The sequence below is a fragment of the Streptomyces sp. NRRL B-24085 genome, assembly GCF_001282115.1.
GTDB lineage: Bacteria > Actinomycetota > Actinomycetes > Streptomycetales > Streptomycetaceae > Streptomyces.
On sequence record NZ_LJBR01000054.1, the window covers coordinates 1 to 15,555 of the forward strand.

Annotated in this window: 15 protein-coding genes; 5 read left to right on the plus strand and 10 right to left on the minus strand. The window is 69.4% G+C overall.

Annotation, left to right across the window (positions count from 1 at the left end):
* Positions 1–20: 20 nt before the first annotated feature.
* Positions 21–1,523 (plus strand): FG-GAP-like repeat-containing protein, encoded by a 1,503-nt coding sequence (locus AOJ26_RS07855; protein WP_053847464.1) that lies wholly within the window; start codon positions 21–23, stop codon positions 1,521–1,523.
* A 736-nt stretch (positions 1,524–2,259) separates the two neighbouring features.
* On the opposite strand, the gene ppk2 is transcribed toward AOJ26_RS07855, so the two are convergent.
* The 4 genes from ppk2 to AOJ26_RS07880 all read right to left on the minus strand — a co-directional run bounded on the left by ppk2 (position 2,260) and on the right by AOJ26_RS07880 (position 7,069).
* On the minus strand, positions 2,260–3,276 hold the full coding sequence (ppk2, locus tag AOJ26_RS07865) for a polyphosphate kinase 2 (protein ID WP_053847466.1): 1,017 nt from the start codon (positions 3,274–3,276) through the stop codon (positions 2,260–2,262).
* Between the two features lie 61 nt (positions 3,277–3,337).
* On the minus strand, positions 3,338–3,580 hold the full coding sequence (locus tag AOJ26_RS07870) for a DUF6411 family protein (RefSeq protein ID WP_053847467.1): 243 nt from the start codon (positions 3,578–3,580) through the stop codon (positions 3,338–3,340).
* Between the two features lie 124 nt (positions 3,581–3,704).
* Positions 3,705–5,468, minus strand: coding sequence for a thiamine pyrophosphate-dependent enzyme (locus tag AOJ26_RS07875; protein WP_053847468.1), 1,764 nt, complete (start codon positions 5,466–5,468; stop codon positions 3,705–3,707).
* Between the two features lie 17 nt (positions 5,469–5,485).
* The gene (locus tag AOJ26_RS07880; protein WP_053847469.1) at positions 5,486–7,069 is read right to left on the minus strand and encodes an FMN-binding glutamate synthase family protein; all 1,584 of its coding nucleotides are present in this window, start codon (positions 7,067–7,069) and stop codon (positions 5,486–5,488) included.
* A 645-nt stretch (positions 7,070–7,714) separates the two neighbouring features.
* Between AOJ26_RS07880 and AOJ26_RS07885 the strand changes: the two genes are divergently transcribed.
* Positions 7,715–7,918 (plus strand): cold-shock protein, encoded by a 204-nt coding sequence (locus AOJ26_RS07885; protein WP_053847470.1) that lies wholly within the window; start codon positions 7,715–7,717, stop codon positions 7,916–7,918.
* Positions 7,919–8,237: 319 nt separating this feature from the next.
* Here the strand turns inward: AOJ26_RS07885 and AOJ26_RS07890 are convergent, their stop codons facing one another.
* Complete coding sequence (locus AOJ26_RS07890; RefSeq protein ID WP_053847471.1) at positions 8,238–9,125, minus strand: SDR family NAD(P)-dependent oxidoreductase; 888 nt, start codon at positions 9,123–9,125, stop codon at positions 8,238–8,240.
* Positions 9,126–9,193: 68 nt separating this feature from the next.
* Between AOJ26_RS07890 and AOJ26_RS07895 the strand changes: the two genes are divergently transcribed.
* Together AOJ26_RS07895 and AOJ26_RS07900 are read left to right on the plus strand one after the other, a co-directional pair.
* Positions 9,194–9,865, plus strand: a complete 672-nt coding sequence (locus AOJ26_RS07895) for a TetR/AcrR family transcriptional regulator (RefSeq protein WP_053847472.1) — start codon at positions 9,194–9,196, stop codon at positions 9,863–9,865.
* A gap of 178 nt (positions 9,866–10,043) precedes the next feature.
* Positions 10,044–10,286 carry a hypothetical protein gene (locus tag AOJ26_RS07900; RefSeq protein WP_159044237.1) on the plus strand — a complete coding sequence of 81 codons (243 nt, stop codon included), beginning with the start codon at positions 10,044–10,046 and terminating at the stop codon, positions 10,284–10,286.
* A gap of 322 nt (positions 10,287–10,608) precedes the next feature.
* Here AOJ26_RS07900 and AOJ26_RS07905 read toward each other — a convergent pair whose 3' ends face one another.
* The 3 genes from AOJ26_RS07905 to AOJ26_RS07915 all read right to left on the minus strand — a co-directional run bounded on the left by AOJ26_RS07905 (position 10,609) and on the right by AOJ26_RS07915 (position 12,440).
* On the minus strand, positions 10,609–10,968 hold the full coding sequence (locus tag AOJ26_RS07905; RefSeq protein WP_143663530.1) for an STAS domain-containing protein: 360 nt from the start codon (positions 10,966–10,968) through the stop codon (positions 10,609–10,611).
* A gap of 282 nt (positions 10,969–11,250) precedes the next feature.
* Positions 11,251–12,048, minus strand: a complete 798-nt coding sequence (gene trhA / locus AOJ26_RS07910; RefSeq protein WP_179200261.1) for a PAQR family membrane homeostasis protein TrhA — start codon at positions 12,046–12,048, stop codon at positions 11,251–11,253.
* A 59-nt stretch (positions 12,049–12,107) separates the two neighbouring features.
* A complete protein-coding gene (locus AOJ26_RS07915) occupies positions 12,108–12,440 on the minus strand; it encodes a MerR family transcriptional regulator (RefSeq protein ID WP_053847475.1) in 333 nt (110 codons plus the stop codon).
* A gap of 1,086 nt (positions 12,441–13,526) precedes the next feature.
* Here AOJ26_RS07915 and AOJ26_RS07920 point away from each other — a divergent pair.
* A complete protein-coding gene (locus AOJ26_RS07920) occupies positions 13,527–13,697 on the plus strand; it encodes a hypothetical protein (RefSeq protein ID WP_159044239.1) in 171 nt (56 codons plus the stop codon).
* Between the two features lie 183 nt (positions 13,698–13,880).
* Here AOJ26_RS07920 and AOJ26_RS07925 read toward each other — a convergent pair whose 3' ends face one another.
* Both AOJ26_RS07925 and AOJ26_RS07930 read right to left on the minus strand, forming a co-directional pair.
* Entirely contained in the window at positions 13,881–14,858 is a 978-nt protein-coding gene (locus AOJ26_RS07925; RefSeq protein WP_053847477.1) for a CU044_5270 family protein, read from the minus strand.
* Positions 14,855–15,451: an RNA polymerase sigma factor gene (locus tag AOJ26_RS07930; protein WP_053847478.1), complete on the minus strand. Its 597-nt coding sequence runs from the start codon at positions 15,449–15,451 to the stop codon at positions 14,855–14,857. Before AOJ26_RS07930 ends, AOJ26_RS07925 begins: the two co-directional genes overlap by 4 nt.
* Positions 15,452–15,555 lie beyond the last annotated feature (104 nt).

Consider the following 15,555-nt stretch of genomic DNA (forward strand, 5'->3'; position numbering starts at 1 on the left):
CCCCCGGACTTGGAGCCGTCATGCCGCACCCCCCGCAGGTCCGCGCCTCCCGCGGATTCTCCTCACGCTTCCTGAGCGCCGCGATCGCCGTCAGCGCGACCACCACACTGACCGCGGTCGTCCTGCCGGCCGGCCCGGCGGCCGCCGCCGCGCCCTACCGCGGCGCCAACACCGCCGCCGTACAGGATGACTTCAACGGTGACGGCTACCGTGACCTGGCCGTCGGAGCGCCCGGAGCGGCCGACGGCACGGTGGACGCCGCGGGTGCGGTCGTCGTGCTGTACGGCTCGGCGAGCGGAGTCTCGGCCGCCCGCCGCACGGTCATCACCCAGGCCACCACCGGGGTACCCGGAACGCCGGAGGAATGGGACGGGTTCGGCACGGCCGTCACGTCGGCCGACCTCGACCGCGACGGCTACGCCGACCTGCTCGTCGGCACACCCTCCGAGTCCGCCGGCACCATGGGAGGCGTCGGCTCGCTGACCGTGGTGTGGGGAGGCCCGACCGGCCTCAAGGGCGGAGCCTTCATCTCAACGCCGACCGGGCTGGACGAGGGCTGCGGTTTCGCGGCCGGTCTGGCCGTCGGTGACGTCACCGGCGACGGGGCGCCCGACCTCTCGGTCACCGGCAACTGCGGCGCCAGCGCCTACACCGGACCGTTCACCCGTACCGGCGGCGCCGCGCAGCGGCGCTTCGTCAACGAACTCGGGACCAACCGCGGTGTCGTCATGGGGGACGTCGACGGCGACGGACGCGCCGAGCGCTTCTGGCTGCCCGGCCCCACCGACGGGGACGTGAGCGGACCCGTCTACGCCGAGGGCGACGACGGCCGTTACTCCGAACTGCCGCTCGCCGACGGCCTGTTGGGACAGATCGGCGACCTCAACGGTGATGGCTACGGTGACCTGGTCACCGGGGTGCCCTACGACGCCTCCCTCACGTCCGGGGCCACCCCCGCCCACCGCGGCGGCGAGATCCAGGTGCTCTACGGCAGCGCGCAGGGCATCAACCCCGCCCAGAAGCCCCAGGTCATCCACCAGGACACCGCGGGCGTGCCCGGCGCCGGCGAGGACGGTGACCTGTTCGGGATCTCCCTCGCCGTCGGGGACACCAACGGCGACACGTACGCCGACGTCCTCGTCGGCACTCCGGGAGAGGCCGTGGGGTCCGCCCACTACGCGGGCGGCGCGACCCTGCTGCGCGGATCGGCCTCCGGTCTCACCACGGCCGGAGCGAAGGGCTACACCCAGGACACCGCAGGCGTGCCCGGGACCGTCGAGAGCGGCGACAGGTTCGGCGCCGCCATCCACCTCGTCGACGTCACCAAGGACGGCAGAGCCGAGGTCATGGTGGGCACGCCCGGCGAGAACTCCGACGGTCTGCTGTGGACCGCCCGGGGATCCTCGGCCGGGCCCGTGACCAGTGGCTCCACGGCCACGGGCGGATCCGGTGCCGGACTCAAGCGCAGGTACGCCGAGATCGACTTCGGCGCGGCCCTGCCGGGAGCTCAGTCCACGACCTGACGGGCCGCACGGCGCACGTGCCGGGTGGCGGGCCGTAGGGGGCGGCCCGCCACCACCAGCCAGGCAAGGACCAGTGCGGTGTACCTGGAAGCCACTTCTGGCAACTGGGCGTGCAGGAAGATCGACCGTCATCCGGTTCGCACGTGGTCCGGGTGCTGCCGCCTGCCCTCCCGGACGTCGATTTTCCGATCAGCTTCAGGGCGGGTGCGGAGCCATCGCCGCACGTGGTCGTGGCCGTTTCCCTTGTCCCCGCAGGGCAACGTGTGGATGAAGGTGCCGGCTGAGCGAGACGACGGCGCAGCAGCGTCGACCGGGTGCGGGCATCCGTGCAGCGACTCGCGGCCGTGGACGTCATCCCGTCCAGCAGCATAGGCCGCGACGGCCGTCTGGAGGCACTGACCGACTGGATCAACGCGTTCGATGCCCTCGGCCGCCGACTCACCGCCCTGCACCGTAATGGGGAGGACCAACGCGGGCTGCGGGCCGTGCTCGCCCACCACGCCACTGCTACCGAGGTACATACACGTGATGGTGCCGTCCTCGACGGGCTACGGCACCACTCCGACGGCCGGCGGCACGTATCAGGTGGTCGAGGCGATTTGCGCGGGTGACAGCCGTGATCGTCGGGGTGGGGCGGCCGGGGAGCCTAGCCACGAGAACCCGACGGATCCCGGGGAGGTGCGCCTTCGACTGAGCTCGGGACGGCATCACCGCACGCGAAGCCCTACGCCATGGCTCAGGACTGCTCGTCGTCCGTACTCGTCGGGTGGTTGCCGGGACCGAGGCCGTACCCGGTCAGGGGGGTCGGGGAGAGATCGGTGGGTTCCTCACCGGCCTCCAGCAGCGTGTTCGCGGCGCCCACGATCAACGGGTCGGGCTTGCCCACGGCCGCGTGATCCTTGGCCGGATAGTCGCAGCGGTCCAGGAGGCTGCGCATCGCTTCCAGCCGGCCGCGGCGTTTGTCGTTGTTCTTCACCACGGTCCACGGGGCGTGTGGAGTGTCCGTCGCCCGGAACATGTCGACCTTGGCCGCCGTGTACTCGTCCCACAGGTCGAGCGAGGCGAGATCCGTCGGGGAGAGCTTCCAGCGGCGTACGGGGTCGACCGTGCGGATCGCGAAACGGGTCCGCTGCTCGGCCTGGGACACCGAGAACCAGAACTTCACCAGCAGGATGCCGTCCCGGGTCAGCATCTCCTCGAACAGCGGGGCCTGCTCCAGGAAGGTGCGGTACTCCGCCTCGGTGCAAAAGCCCATCACCTGCTCGACGCCGGCCCGGTTGTACCAGGACCGGTCGAAGAAGACGATCTCGCCGCGGGACGGCAGATGCGCCACATAGCGCTGGAAGTACCACTGACCCGCTTCCCTCTCGGTGGGCTTCTCCAGCGCCACGACGCGGGCGCCTCGCGGGTTGAGCCGCTCGGTGAACCGCTTGATCGTGCCACCTTTGCCGGCCGCGTCACGGCCCTCGCAGAGCACGACTACCCGCTGGCCGGTCTCCTTCACCCAGCGCTGCATCTTCAGCAGCTCGATCTGCAGAACGCGCTTGGTCCTCTCGTACTCGGACCTCTTCACCTTCCGGTCGTACGGGTAGTTCTCCAGCCACGTGTCGACCGGACTTCCGTCGCCGTCCAGGAGGATCGGTTTCTCCGGCCGGCGTTCGTCCACACGCAGGCCGTCGAGCAGGTCCGCCTCGACCCGGTCCCCCTCGTCCTGGTTCTTGTCCGGCCGGGTCTTGTCGTCGTGCTCCGACATCACCAATCTCCTGATCATCCTCATGCGCCGACGCCGGCGACCGTTGCGACGGCCGGCACCCTCAGAACGGAAGGCGGCCTCGCGCCCGGCGGCCGGCGGAGCCGCTGCGGCCGACCGCGCGGGAGCTGGAGCTGAAGGGTTTGCTCAGCAGCCGTCCCAGGCGCCCGGGCGCCTTGGACCCGGCCCGCGAACCGGCCCCGAGACCACGCTGGGCACCGTTCTGCGGATGCCGGGAAAGACGCGGCAGGAAGAAGGCCAGCACGGCCAGGAGGACACAGGCGGCAATGACAACGGCGATGACCATCAAGGGCTCCGGGGTCGGTGGGAATCTTCGCTCTTCTCCGCTTCTGCTGGACCGCGTGCCCCGTCCACCCGCAATCACGCCGCACCCGTCCCACCCGGTCGGCTCACTCACCTCCGGGGCGGTCTCAGCGCGTGCTGTCGTCTCCGTGGCTGCGCACGATCTCCTTGACCTTGGCCACGGCGAAGCCCCAGCCCTGCTCGACGGTCGGCTTGGCCGGCACCGCGATCTCGTCCGGGTTGGTGAGCACGTCGAGCAGCACAGGACCGGGGGTGTCGAAAGCGCGGCGTACGGCCTTCTCCAGGTCTGCCGGGTCGGTCACCCGGATGCCGGGGATGCCCATGGCCGTGGCAACGGCGGCGAAGTCGGGGTTGTCCAGGACGGTGCCGAATTCCGGCAGGCCGGCCTGTTCCTGTTCGAGCTTGACCATGCCCAGGCGGCGGTTGTCGAAGACGACGAGCTTCACGGGGAGCTGGTGCGTCTTCAGTGTCATGAGGTCGCCGAGGAGCATGCTCAGCCCGCCGTCCCCGCAGAAGGCCACGACCTGCCGCTCGCGGTCCAGGCACTGGGCGCCGAGCGCCTGCGGCATCGCGTTGGCCATCGAGCCGAGGTTGTAGGAGCCGATGAGCCGCCGCTCGCCCCGCATCTCGACGAACCGCGAGACCCACACCGTCGCCATGCCCGTGTCGGAGGTGAAGACGGCGTCGTCGTCGGCGAGCCGGTCCACCACGGCCGCCAGCGCCTCCGGCCGGATGTCGTGGGTGCGGTTGTCGAGCGAGGAACGCACCCGGCCGAGCAGGCCCCTGTCGTGTGCGGGGTCGGCCAGCCGTGCCTGGCCCTCGCGCCACTGCTCGAAGCGCTCACGTGCCTTCTCCAGGTGCGAGCGGTCCCGCGCACCGTCCGTCCGGGCGGGCGCGGCGGCGAGGTGGGTGAGGAGGTCCCGGACGGTCGTGCCGGTGTCGCCGACGAGACCGACGTCGACCGGCACGCGCCGCCCGATGTGGGCGGGCTCGGTGTCCACCTGGATGACGGTCTTGCCCTCCGGGTACCAGTCCCGGTAGGGGAAGTCGGTTCCCAGGAGCAGCAGGGTGTCCGCGTCCTGCAGGGCCGACGCGGCGGCCGGGTTGCCGATCAGCCCGGTCTGGCCGACCTGGAACGGATTGGTGGCGCCCTCGAAGCCCTCCTTGGCCTTGAGGGTGAGCACCATGGGTGCGGCCAGCTTGTCGGCGAGGGTCAGGACGTCCTCGCGTGCGGCGCGTGCGCCCCGGCCGACGAGCAGTGTGACCCGTTCGGAGCGGTCCAGGAGTTCGGCGGCCCGTCGTACGGCGGATTCCTCGGGTCGGCTGAGCGGGGCGTTCAGGGAGAACCGGGGCGGGCGGTCCGAGGTCAGTTCGCGCTCGCCCAGGTCGCCGGGCACGGTCAGGACGGCGACGCCCTTGCGGCCGAGGGCGTGGCGTACCGCTGTCTCGAGCATCTGCGGCAGTTGGTCGGGAGAGATGATGGTCGCGCGGAAGACGGCGACGTCGCTGAAGAGGGCGTCGTTGTCGACTTCCTGGAAGTAGTCGGTCCCGAGTTCGGCGAGCGGTACCTGCCCGGCGATCGCCAGGACGGGGGTGTGGCTCTTGGCCGCGTCGTAGAGTCCGTTGAGCAGGTGGACGGAACCGGGTCCGACGGTGCCCATGCAGACACCGAGGGTGCCCGAGAGCTGTGACTGGGCGCTCGCGGCGAACGCCGCCGCCTCCTCGTGCCGGCAACCCACCCACTCCAGGTTCTCGGTGGTGCGGATGGCGTCCGTCAGGGGGTTCAGCGCGTCTCCCACGACGCCGAACACCTGGTGCACGCCGAGTTCGCTCAGTGCGTCCACGATGACGCGGGCTACGGTGCGGGCCACGTGAGTCCTCCGGTTTTTCAGACGGTGAATCGGTCGGGGTCGGCTGCGGTCCAGTCGGCCGCCCAGGCGGCAGGCGGCTCGGCGAGCAACTGCCCCGCATCGAGCCACTCGTACAACTCCTCGTAGGAGCGCTCGGTGTAGGGATCGATGCGCCGGCGCAGCATGTGCGGGCGCAGGTCGGCGGGATCGGTGACGCCCATGGATGCCATGAGCTGCAGGGCGCTGGCCACGGTCGCTTCCTGGAAGCGCTGGACGCGCGGCGTCTTGTCACGCACGTCCAGGGCGCGGGCGCGCCGGGGGTCCTGGGTCGTCACCCCGGTGGGGCAGGTGTTGGTGTGGCAGCGCTGGGCCTGGATGCAGCCGACGGCGAACATCATCGCCCGCGCCGCGTTGCCGTAGTCGGCGCCCTGCACCAGGCGTTTCACCAGATCGGTGCCTGTGGCTATCTTGCCGCTCGCTCCGATTTTGATCCGGTCGCGCAGGCCCGCGCCGACGAGGGCGTTGTGTACGGTGAGCAGGCCCTCGGTCAGCGGTGTGCCCACGTGGTCGGCGAACTCCAAAGGAGCGGCTCCGGTGCCGCCCTCGCCTCCGTCCACGACGATGAAATCGGGGGCCGTGCCCTCCGCCAGCATGGCCTTGCACACGGCGAGGAACTGCCGGCGCGAGCCCACACACAGTTTGAACCCGGTCGGCTTGCCGCCGGAGAGCTCGCGCATCCGGGCGATGAAGCGGACGAGTTCGCGCGGGGTGGAGAACACCTTGTGGTACGGCGGCGAGATCACCGTCCGCCCCTCGGGCACGTCCCGCACCTTCGCTATCTCGGCGTTGACCTTCGCCCCCGGCAGGACTCCGCCGATGCCCGGCTTGGCGCCCTGCGAAAGCTTCAGGGACACACACTTGACGTGATCGTGGGCGGCCTTGCCGGCGAACTCGGCGGGGTCGAAGTCGCCGTCCGGGGTGCGGCAGCCGAAGTAGCCGGTGCCGATCTCCCAGACCAGGTCCCCACCCGGCTTCAGGTGGTACTCCGACAGGCCGCCCTCCCCCGTGTCGTGGGCGAAACCTCCGGCCGCCGCGCCGCCGTTGAGGGCGAGGATCGCGTTGGACGACAGCGAGCCGAAGCTCATCGCCGACACGTTCAGCAGGGCCATGTCGTAGGGGCGGGAGCAGTCGGGTCCGCCGATCCGCACCCGCGGAGGCGTCTTCGGCACCGGGCACGGCGCCATCGACGGCACCAGGAACTCGTAGCCGGGCAGATAGACATCCCGTTCGGTGCCGTACGGCTGCTCGGCGTCGGTGCCTTTCGCCCGCTCGTAGACAATGGTGCGGACATCCCGGTCGAAGGGCCGCCCGTCGAAGTTCCGCTCAATGAAGTACTGCTGCAGCTCCGGGCGGATCCGCTCCAAAAGGAAGCGGGCGTGACCCAGAACGGGATAGTTACGCAGCACCGAATGCCGCCGCTGCAACAGGTCCGCAGCACCGAGCAGACCCAGCAGAGTCAGCGGCACGGCGGCCACCCACCACCAAGGGGAGAAACCTGCCGCAGCAACAACCGCCACGATACCGGCGGCCAGGGCGAGGACAACGATCGCAATGCGTTTCACTTCACGCTCATTGCCCTGCGCCAGACGTCCACTCCCGCCCTCACGGTCAAGAAACCTGCAAGACAGGACCTACCGCTCTCCTCATCACTCCCCTCTGCTCATCACTCGATCCACGACGATCCCGGCGCCAAAGCCTCCGCCGGCCACCCGCTCCAGCGCGGGCGTGAGAGCCCAGGTGCCGTCTGCTCGGCACAGTGCCGTCCAGTGCCCCGTCGAAAGCGGCTGGGCCGCACTCAAGCCCTACATCCAGAATTCCGAAGTTTCCTGTCCTGCCCGCCAACGGCAGGTCCACTCCCCCTTCCACAACTGCTCTCCCCATGAACGTCGACCGCTCCCTCGCGGCGCCGTAAAGGCCCGGCCCGGGAAGCCTGGCCCAGGGCCTCGAAGCGGCGCGGTCACGAAGCAGCGTCGACATGCATCTCTGGCCCGGACCCGGAGGGCACAACAGGGTGGGCCCGGCGCACTTCTCGCAGCAGATGGCGTCGCGGCGACGGGACTGCTGGTGTGAGCGGGCTTCGCATGCGGTGTGGTGTCGGTCGGATAAGGCGAGTGATCGGGGGTACAACAGCTGAGGCTCGTGCGGTTGCAGGGCCGGAGCATGCCCGGTTCGACGGCTGCTCCAGGTATGAACGAAGGATCGACGGTATGGCCAGCGGCACCGTGAAGTGGTTCAACTCCGAGAAGGGCTTCGGGTTCATCGAGCAGGACGGCGGGGGCCCGGACGTCTTCGCGCACTACTCCGAGATCGCGAGCAACGGGTACCGCGAGCTGACCGAGGGCGAGCACGTGACCTTCGACATCGGCCAGGGACAGAAGGGGCCGCAGGCGCAGAACATCGTCCGCGGCTGAGCGAGCCACGAAACGCAGGGCGAGGCGGCTGACCGGTTCGGCAGCCGCCTCACTCATGCAGATCCGTGACCGGACCAGTCGGAAACTCCGCACCACGGAGGTGGCGGACACTTCGCCGCCCGCGCTCACTTTGCGGGTCCGACACGTGTCCCCGGGCTCCGTGGCGTCGGCGCCGAACGGACGGTCACCCGGCGCCAAAACAGGTATCAGGCACCCTGGGCGACGGCGGCAGGCTCAACCCAACCAGTCAGCCTCCTCCCTTGCCGAGGCCACTCCTGACGGCCCCGCAGGCATGTCGCGCAAATGCGCAGCGCCGGCGCTATCCCTGGGGCGGCAGTTCCACGGGGTACGGCTCCGTGAAGTCGGCCGAACGGCTCACCTTGTCCCAGGCACTCGCCTCGGCCAGTTGGCGACCAGAGTAGTCAAGCGCCATGGTCACCGCGTTCACGCCCAGCAGCAGATGGCTCGGGACCTCGCCACGTCGCACCGTACGCACGATGATGTCGGCAGCCCGCTCCGGGTCGCCAGCAGCGCCGACCGCACTCTGGCGCACCTGCCGGTTCATCGCGCCTACCGTCTCGTCGTAGGCCTCCGGGATGGCGTGGACGGTCATGGAGGAGCCCGCCCAGTCGGTGGCGAATCCGCTCGGCTCGACCACCATGAATCGCACCCCGAACGGCGCGGTCTCCGCTGCCAGCGACCGGGTGAATCCATCGACCGCGAACTTGGCCGCCTGGTACGAGGCGATGCCCGGGGACCCGCCGACGCGTCCGCCCACCGAGCTGAACTGGACCACTGTGCCCGAGCCCTGCCGGCGGAGAGTGGGCAGCGCCACCTTGGTCACGTTGTAGACGCCCCAGAAGTTGGTCTCGAACTGGGCGCGGAAATCGTCGTCTTCCGCCGTCTCCACCGGTGACACATTGGCGTACCCCGCGTTGTTCACCAACACGTCGACGCGGCCGAAGCGGTCGAGCGTGGCGTCGATCGCCCTGCGGGCAGCATCAGCGTCGGTGACGTCGAGCGGCAGCACGAGGGCCCGGTCACCGTAGCTCTCCAGTTCCGTGGCGAGTGTGTCGGGGCGGCGGGCGGTGGCGACGACGAAATCGCCGGCGTCGAGGACCGCGGTGACCAGGGCGCGCCCGAGTCCGCGAGACGAGCCGGTGATGAACCAGACCTGGGCGCCGCGTTCGTCTTGAGTATCAGTCATAGGTTTAGTGCAACACCGTTCTCCTAATAATGCAACACGGTTGCACTAAGTGTCCCTATGATGGCTGCATGACTCAGGCAGCCTCCTTCCAACGGGCCCGCAGTGCGGAGGCCAAGCAGGCGCGTGAAGCAGCGATCCTGGAGGCGGCACGGCGGCTCGGCCAGGGGCGCGGCATCCGTGAGGTGACGCTCACCGACCTCGCCGCGGAAGTGGGCATGCACAAGTCAGCGCTGCTGCGTTACTTCGAGACGCGGGAGCAGATCTTCCTCAAGCTCACAGCGGAGGGCTGGCGGGAGTGGTCCGCGGCGCTGCGCGCCGACCTGAGGGCCAGGCGGGAGGCCACCGCCGCGGATGTCGCCGAGGTGTTCGCCGGCACGCTGGCCGCACGCCCCATGTTCTGCGACCTGCTGGCCCAGGCCCCGCTCAACCTGGAACGCAACGTGTCGCTGGAGACGGTACGCGCATTCAAACTTGTCGCGCTGCACGAGGTCGCTGCGATCAGCGCCGAGTTGGACCGTCTTCTGGGGCTGGACGAGCAGCAGGCCGTCGACATGATCTCCACCGCTACGGGCATGGCCGGCGCTCTGTGGCAGATGGCCAGTCCAGGCCCTCGCCTGCAAGAGCTCTACACCAGCGACCCCCGGCTCGCGCACGCGGTCGTCGAGGTGGAGCCCCGCCTGCGCCGCATCCTCACCGCTTTCCTGAAGGGCACCGGGGCCAGCGCACCGACCTCTGGCTGATCTCGGGCTGCTGCCCACCGGCCCGTGCGGGCGGGAGCGATTCTGTTCGCGCGCTGTCTGGGTGCAGATCACTACACGGGCCTCGGAAACCGTACGGCAGGAGCGGGAAACACGGGAGGAACTGCGCTGTGCCGTGACCGCGAAGGTTCACCGGCTTGGGTCGTTTCGAAGGCTTCTCGTGCCAATACGGTCGGCGGGGCAGTTCGGCCAGACCCTGTGCGACGCCGGTCTCGTCGACGAGCTGACGCTGACCGTAGTCCCCGTTTTCGTGGACGGCACCACGTACTACCGTCCTGGCGCCCTGCCCCAGTCCTGGGACCTGGTGAGCGCTGGCCGGGGCCGCGACCCTGGCCTCGTGTCCCTGACATACCGCCCGGCAGGGGTCGAGGGGACTGCAAAACAGATCATGACGGGGGTGTGAGTGGCTGGCCGTGGACCGGCTGCCAACCTGGGCAGGTACGCCGCCTGGTGACGGGGAGCAGTGTGGGATGTTGCCATCCGAGCAGGCCCTCAGGAGGTTGCGTCGGATGAGTCGCGGGTTCCCGCAACTCGGCTCGAACAGCCGTACCATGAGCCTGGTTACTCTGACGCAGTGGGTTTCGTCCACGATGGTCGGCGTCCCGGCAGGGCAGTGCCCGGCCAGCTCCCTCCAGGCCCCTCCGGGGCCAGGTCGTTGCTGCTTCGATCCGGTGCCCTCGGGAGCTAACGCTGATGACTGTGGGCTGGCCGTCTGGTGCCGGGCTTTATACCCCGTCTGCCACCAGAGCGTTCTCTGCCTCGCGGACGGTGTCGTACACCCGCAGGACGGTGTCCGCGCCGGTCATGGCCAGCGTCCGCTGAACCTTCGGCTGCACGCGGGCCAGCACCAGCATGGAACCGGCCTGACCTGCCCGGCGCCAGGCCCACAGCAGCACATTCAGCCCGGCCGAATCGCAGAACGACACTGCGGACAACTCCAGCACCACATGTTGCTGCCCTGTGGTGATCTCCCCGAGAAGACGCTCGCGGAAGAACGGAGCGGTCTGCCAGTCCATGTCCCCGCCGACCTGCACAGTCAGTGACGTTCCAGATGCGTTCGCCTGAACTGAGGGCTCCGCGGTCATCACGCTCTCCCAACCGCCTCATCGGGAGACGCCACCTTGTGACGATGAGCCTACCGGCTTTCTCCCGCACGTCACCTTCACACTGCCCACACCGAGAACTCACGCTTCGAGGTGCACTGTGAGTCGGCGGGCAAGCGGGTGGCGGCGGTCATGCTGACCGACGACGCGATCGGGGACATGTCCGGCAGCCCGGTGTGATCAGGCGGGTCGACGCGGCCCCTTGGCACCTGGATGACCATGCGGCCAGGTACAGCGTTGGCCATTGGCGCCCCCGCACCCGCGTCAGGTGGCGGCCCGGAGGATGGCGGTGTAGTGCGCGGTGAAGGCGGCGATGGTCAGGGCGTGGAAGACCTCGTGGAATCCGAACCAGCGCGGAAAGGGGTCGGGGCGTTTGAGTCCGTAGACGACAGCACCCGCGGTGTAGAGCAGACCACCGGTGATGACGAGGATGACGACCCCGGTGCCGCCGGTGCGGGCGAAGTCGGGCAGGTAGAAGACCGCTGCCCATCCCAGGGCGATGTAGCACAGGGTGTACAGCCAGCGCGGTGCCGTGATCCACCAGATGCGGAATGCGATGCCGGCTGCCGCTCCGGCCCACACCAGCAGCAGGAGGATGTTCTGCTGACGCTCTGAGAGCAGCAGCACCGCCAAAGGCGTGTAGGTGCCGGCGATGATCAGGAAGATGTTCGCGTGGTCCAGCCGGCGTAGTACGGCCTCACCTCGATGCCCCCAGTGGCCGCAGTGATAGACCGCGCTCGTGCCGAACAGCAGCAGCGATGACGCCGCGTACACCGAGCACGCCGCGGCGATGCTTGCCGAGTGTGCGAGAACGACCAGGATGATGCCGCCGGCGATTGCGAGCGGGAACATGCCCGCGTGCAGCCACCCGCGCATCGCCGGTTTCATGGCGGCCACCGCGCGCTCCACCGCGTCGCCGGGACCGGCTGCGGGGGCCGGCTGCCGTCCCCGGGATCCGGCGGGCGGTCCGCTTGCGGCACCGGGGAGAGGGTCGGGCCTGGTCCCGCTGCCGAGCTGTGCTTCCCGGCCGGGCGCCGGTGGCTGAGCGTCTTCGGCGATCATGAGCACATAGTAGGAGAATCAACGCAGAACACGGCAACTGACCCGATCGAGAAGGCCGTTCAGGCGGTAGCCCGGTCGCGGAGCTGGGAATCGCGCAGCGTGTCGTTCAGGCGCCGGGCTTCCTCGAGCTGGTCTTCGAGGATGACGATGCGGCAGGCAGCCTCGATGGGGGTTCCCTGGTCGACCAGTTCGCGGGCGCGGGCTGCGATGCGCAGTTGGTCACGAGAGTAGCGCCGGTGTCCGCCTGCCGAGCGCAGCGGGGTGATGAGGCCGGCTTCGCCGACGGCACGCAGGAAGCTCTGGGTGGTGTCGAGCAGTTCGGCGGCCCGGCCCATGGTGTAGGCGGGGTAGTCGTCGTCATCGAGACGGCTGAAGGGATCGTCTGCTGCCATCGCACCTCTCTGTGCACCACGTTGGAGGGGCCCTGGTGCCATCTCGCACCAGGGCCCCGAAGGAACTGCTACACCATCCGCCGGCCCCAGTAATGCGCCGGCCTTCTGTTTCCGCCTGCCCGGCCTAAACACTGCCGGGTGTGCGGGGATCGCGAATGCGTGACCGGAGACCACCTCACTATCGATGTCCTGCGGTACCCGGACGCACTGCTCGTCCGGGCGATCCTGATGGCGCGGGCTCCTCCGTTCTTCCCTCTGATCTATCACTTGCCAAACCGCTACTGCTGGTGGCCTGAAACAGCGCCACACTCGTGGCGGCCCCTGATCACTGCGGGCCACCCGGTCCAGCCGTCAGTCCCGTCGCCGTCCTGCACAGCTCTGGCTTCGGAACTCCACCGCCGCACCGTCCTGCACATGCAACTGCGTTCTGCTGCCCGGCAGTTCGTGTCTGCCGGGCCTTCTTGATCTCGGCTACGAGGAAACCATAACTGCCGCACCACCCAATGTCTACTCCAGCCAGCATAGATTTTCATTGATCAGACGGAGAGAAAGTCGCCCACGAAGGTGCCTGCGGGCAGGCAGATCAGCCCTCGCCTATCCCCACCACACAACACTTAAGGGCCCCGCGGCCGGCCCGCCCGGGCGGCGCGGCCGTCCCGCAGCGGCCGCGCGACCTGTTGGCAGCGCGGGAGCGCCGGCAGGCGGTGCGTCGCTTCCGTGCAGGACAGAGGGCATGAGGTCTGACCTGCGTTGATGACGCGTTGCTGTTCGTCAGTGATCAGCAGATCGCGGTCGGGCAACCTGAGTGCAACCTCCGGGCACGGGCGTGTGGGGTGGTGTCCTCAACCGCATCCCGCCACCCGACCCTGTTGAGGTTCCGGCCGCAAGACCGTCCACCGAGGCGTGCGTCCGCAACAATCAGCACACGACTGGTGGAGATAGCGCCGCTCATCCGGCTCCGGGGCCGACCGGGTGATTAGGCGGAACGGTTCGGCGGTGCAACCGTTCAGCCAACCGGTCGACAGTGAGGTCTGACCGCTGACCGGCCCGGTCGTTGACCGCTTTCCTGCCGTTGTGATCAGGAACTTGCTGCGCGTTTTCGCCGCGCTCTGCCTCTCCCTCACCCCGCTCGCCGTATCCGGCTCAGCGAATGCCGTCCCGGCCGCCGCAGCGATGCAGACCTTCCCGCTCTTCTACGCGATCGGCCAGATCCCCCTCGCCGAAGAGTCCCGCGCCGGGTACACCCGCGACAAGTGAGATCGAGGACCTTGCCCGGCTGCTCGGGCTCCGGGGCCTCGGCGAGCGGCTTGTCTTCGCGTCGCGACTCGATGATCTCCCAACAGGGCCGTCCAGGGGTCCCCGAACTCGACAACAACCGCGAAAACACCGCCCACTCGGCATCCGAGGATCGATATAGGCACCGGGCGCCTCTCGCGGTGCTCAGGGGTGGGCGCCGGGCTTGTTGACGACGCCCCAGGCGGCACGAGCGCTGACCATCTCCCCGTCGTTGAGGGTTTGCCCGAGGTAGGCGTAGCTCTCGGGATCGAAGAAGATCTCCTGTTTGCCCTGTGAGCCCGAGGGCGCCTTCTCGGCGTAGTTCACGCTCACGCCGATCGCCGCGCGGCCGAGCGGGTCCTTGACGCCGGTCGTCACCCGGGCTCCGGGGATCTTCGCGAGAGCCCGGAACAGACCCGCCTGGACCTTCGGCGGGATCAGCACCGACCGATACAGGACGTCGATCTCCCGCCAGTCGCGCTGTGCGCGCGTCTCCCCGTCGATGGTGCCGATGGCGCGCTCCTCACGGATGCGCTTCATCATGCGGTCGGGGTCGCTCGGCAGGGTGGCGAGGAAGCGGTAGAACTGGCGCTGGGAACGGTCGTCGTACCCCTCCTCCTTCCACTTCTCCTCCTGGTTGGGGCCGTACCAGACCTGGAGCTCGTCGGGGTCGAAGTCCGAGATGTCACCAGCCGGGGGGATGCCGGGCAGATTGGCCTGTCCAGTGCCGTCCCAGCGGGTCCACTCCTCGCTGCTCTGCGGCTTGCCCTGGACGAAGACGGTGCTCTTCTCGTACACCCACTGCTTCGGGCCGGGTTCGGTGCCGTCGTGCTTCTCGACGGTCGCGGCGGCCAGTTCGAGGGCGTCGGCGGAGGCGCCCGCCGACAGCACCTGGGGGCGCTTCCCGGCGGGAACCCGGGGGCTGTCCTCGGGCAGGGTCGCGACGATCCCGGCGGTCACGGCGAGGGCTCCTGCGGTGGCGGCGCCGACCAGGATCATCCGGCGCCCGGGAAGGGCTGCCCGCCCGCGGTGGGTCTCCTGCCGGAGCGCCGCGATGAGCCGGGCCCGCGGCGCGGCGAGCCGGTCGGCGTCGGGAAGGGGGGCGTCGGCACGCAGGCCGCGGATTTCGGAGAGCTCGTTCATGCGGGGTCACCTTCGTGTACGCGAGCTTCGGTGAGGGGGCCGTCGGCCGCGCCGGTTGCGGTGCGCAGCTTGCGGCGGGCGCGGTTGAGGCGGGAGCGGACGGTGCCGACGGGAATGCCGAGGGCTTCGGCGATCTCCTGGTAGCTGAAGTCGGCCCAGGCGAAGAGCAGCAGGACGTGCCGGTCACCCGCGGAGAGACGGGCCAGCGCCCCGGCCAGTGGACGGGCGGCGGCCTCGGCAGCCAGGCGGTCGTCGGCGGAATCCGTCCAGCTGTCGGCGACCGGGTCATGGCCGGTGCGGGCCAGCAGCTTCAGGGCCTTGACCTCCTCCCGGCGCTGCCGGCCGATCTGTTTGGCGGCGATGCCGTACAGCCAGGGCCGCACGCCGGCGCGGGCCGGGTCGAACCGGGCCCGTATCCGAAAGGCCGTCAAAAACGTGTCGGCGGTGACGTCGTCGGCTGCGTCCCGCCCCAGTCGTCGGGCGACGTACTGGTGGATCGCCGGGGCGTGACGCTCGAAGAGCGCCGCGAAACGCTCGGGTTCGGCGAGTGAGGCCGCGATGAGCTCGGCGTCTCCGCCGGCCGAGTCGGTCATGGAGTGTCCGTCCCTTGATGGGGTCGGTGGGTGTCAGGATGGCTGGTGTTCACACCCTGTACTTGCCGATCCGCGGCAAACGGGTTCACGCCCGGCTTCCTAGA

Coding starts and splice junctions, on each gene's coding strand:
- AOJ26_RS07855 (WP_053847464.1), top strand. CDS start 21: ATGCCGCACCCCCCGCAGGTCCGCGCCTCCCGCGGATTCTCCTCACGC.
- ppk2 (WP_053847466.1), bottom strand. CDS start 3,276: ATGTCGGAGCACGACGACAAGACCCGGCCGGACAAGAACCAGGACGAG.
- AOJ26_RS07870 (WP_053847467.1), bottom strand. CDS start 3,580: ATGGTCATCGCCGTTGTCATTGCCGCCTGTGTCCTCCTGGCCGTGCTG.
- AOJ26_RS07885 (WP_053847470.1), top strand. CDS start 7,715: ATGGCCAGCGGCACCGTGAAGTGGTTCAACTCCGAGAAGGGCTTCGGG.
- AOJ26_RS07890 (WP_053847471.1), bottom strand. CDS start 9,125: ATGACTGATACTCAAGACGAACGCGGCGCCCAGGTCTGGTTCATCACC.
- AOJ26_RS07895 (WP_053847472.1), top strand. CDS start 9,194: ATGACTCAGGCAGCCTCCTTCCAACGGGCCCGCAGTGCGGAGGCCAAG.
- AOJ26_RS07905 (WP_143663530.1), bottom strand. CDS start 10,968: ATGACCGCGGAGCCCTCAGTTCAGGCGAACGCATCTGGAACGTCACTG.
- trhA (WP_179200261.1), bottom strand. CDS start 12,048: ATGATCGCCGAAGACGCTCAGCCACCGGCGCCCGGCCGGGAAGCACAG.
- AOJ26_RS07915 (WP_053847475.1), bottom strand. CDS start 12,440: ATGGCAGCAGACGATCCCTTCAGCCGTCTCGATGACGACGACTACCCC.
- AOJ26_RS07925 (WP_053847477.1), bottom strand. CDS start 14,858: ATGAACGAGCTCTCCGAAATCCGCGGCCTGCGTGCCGACGCCCCCCTT.
- AOJ26_RS07930 (WP_053847478.1), bottom strand. CDS start 15,451: ATGACCGACTCGGCCGGCGGAGACGCCGAGCTCATCGCGGCCTCACTC.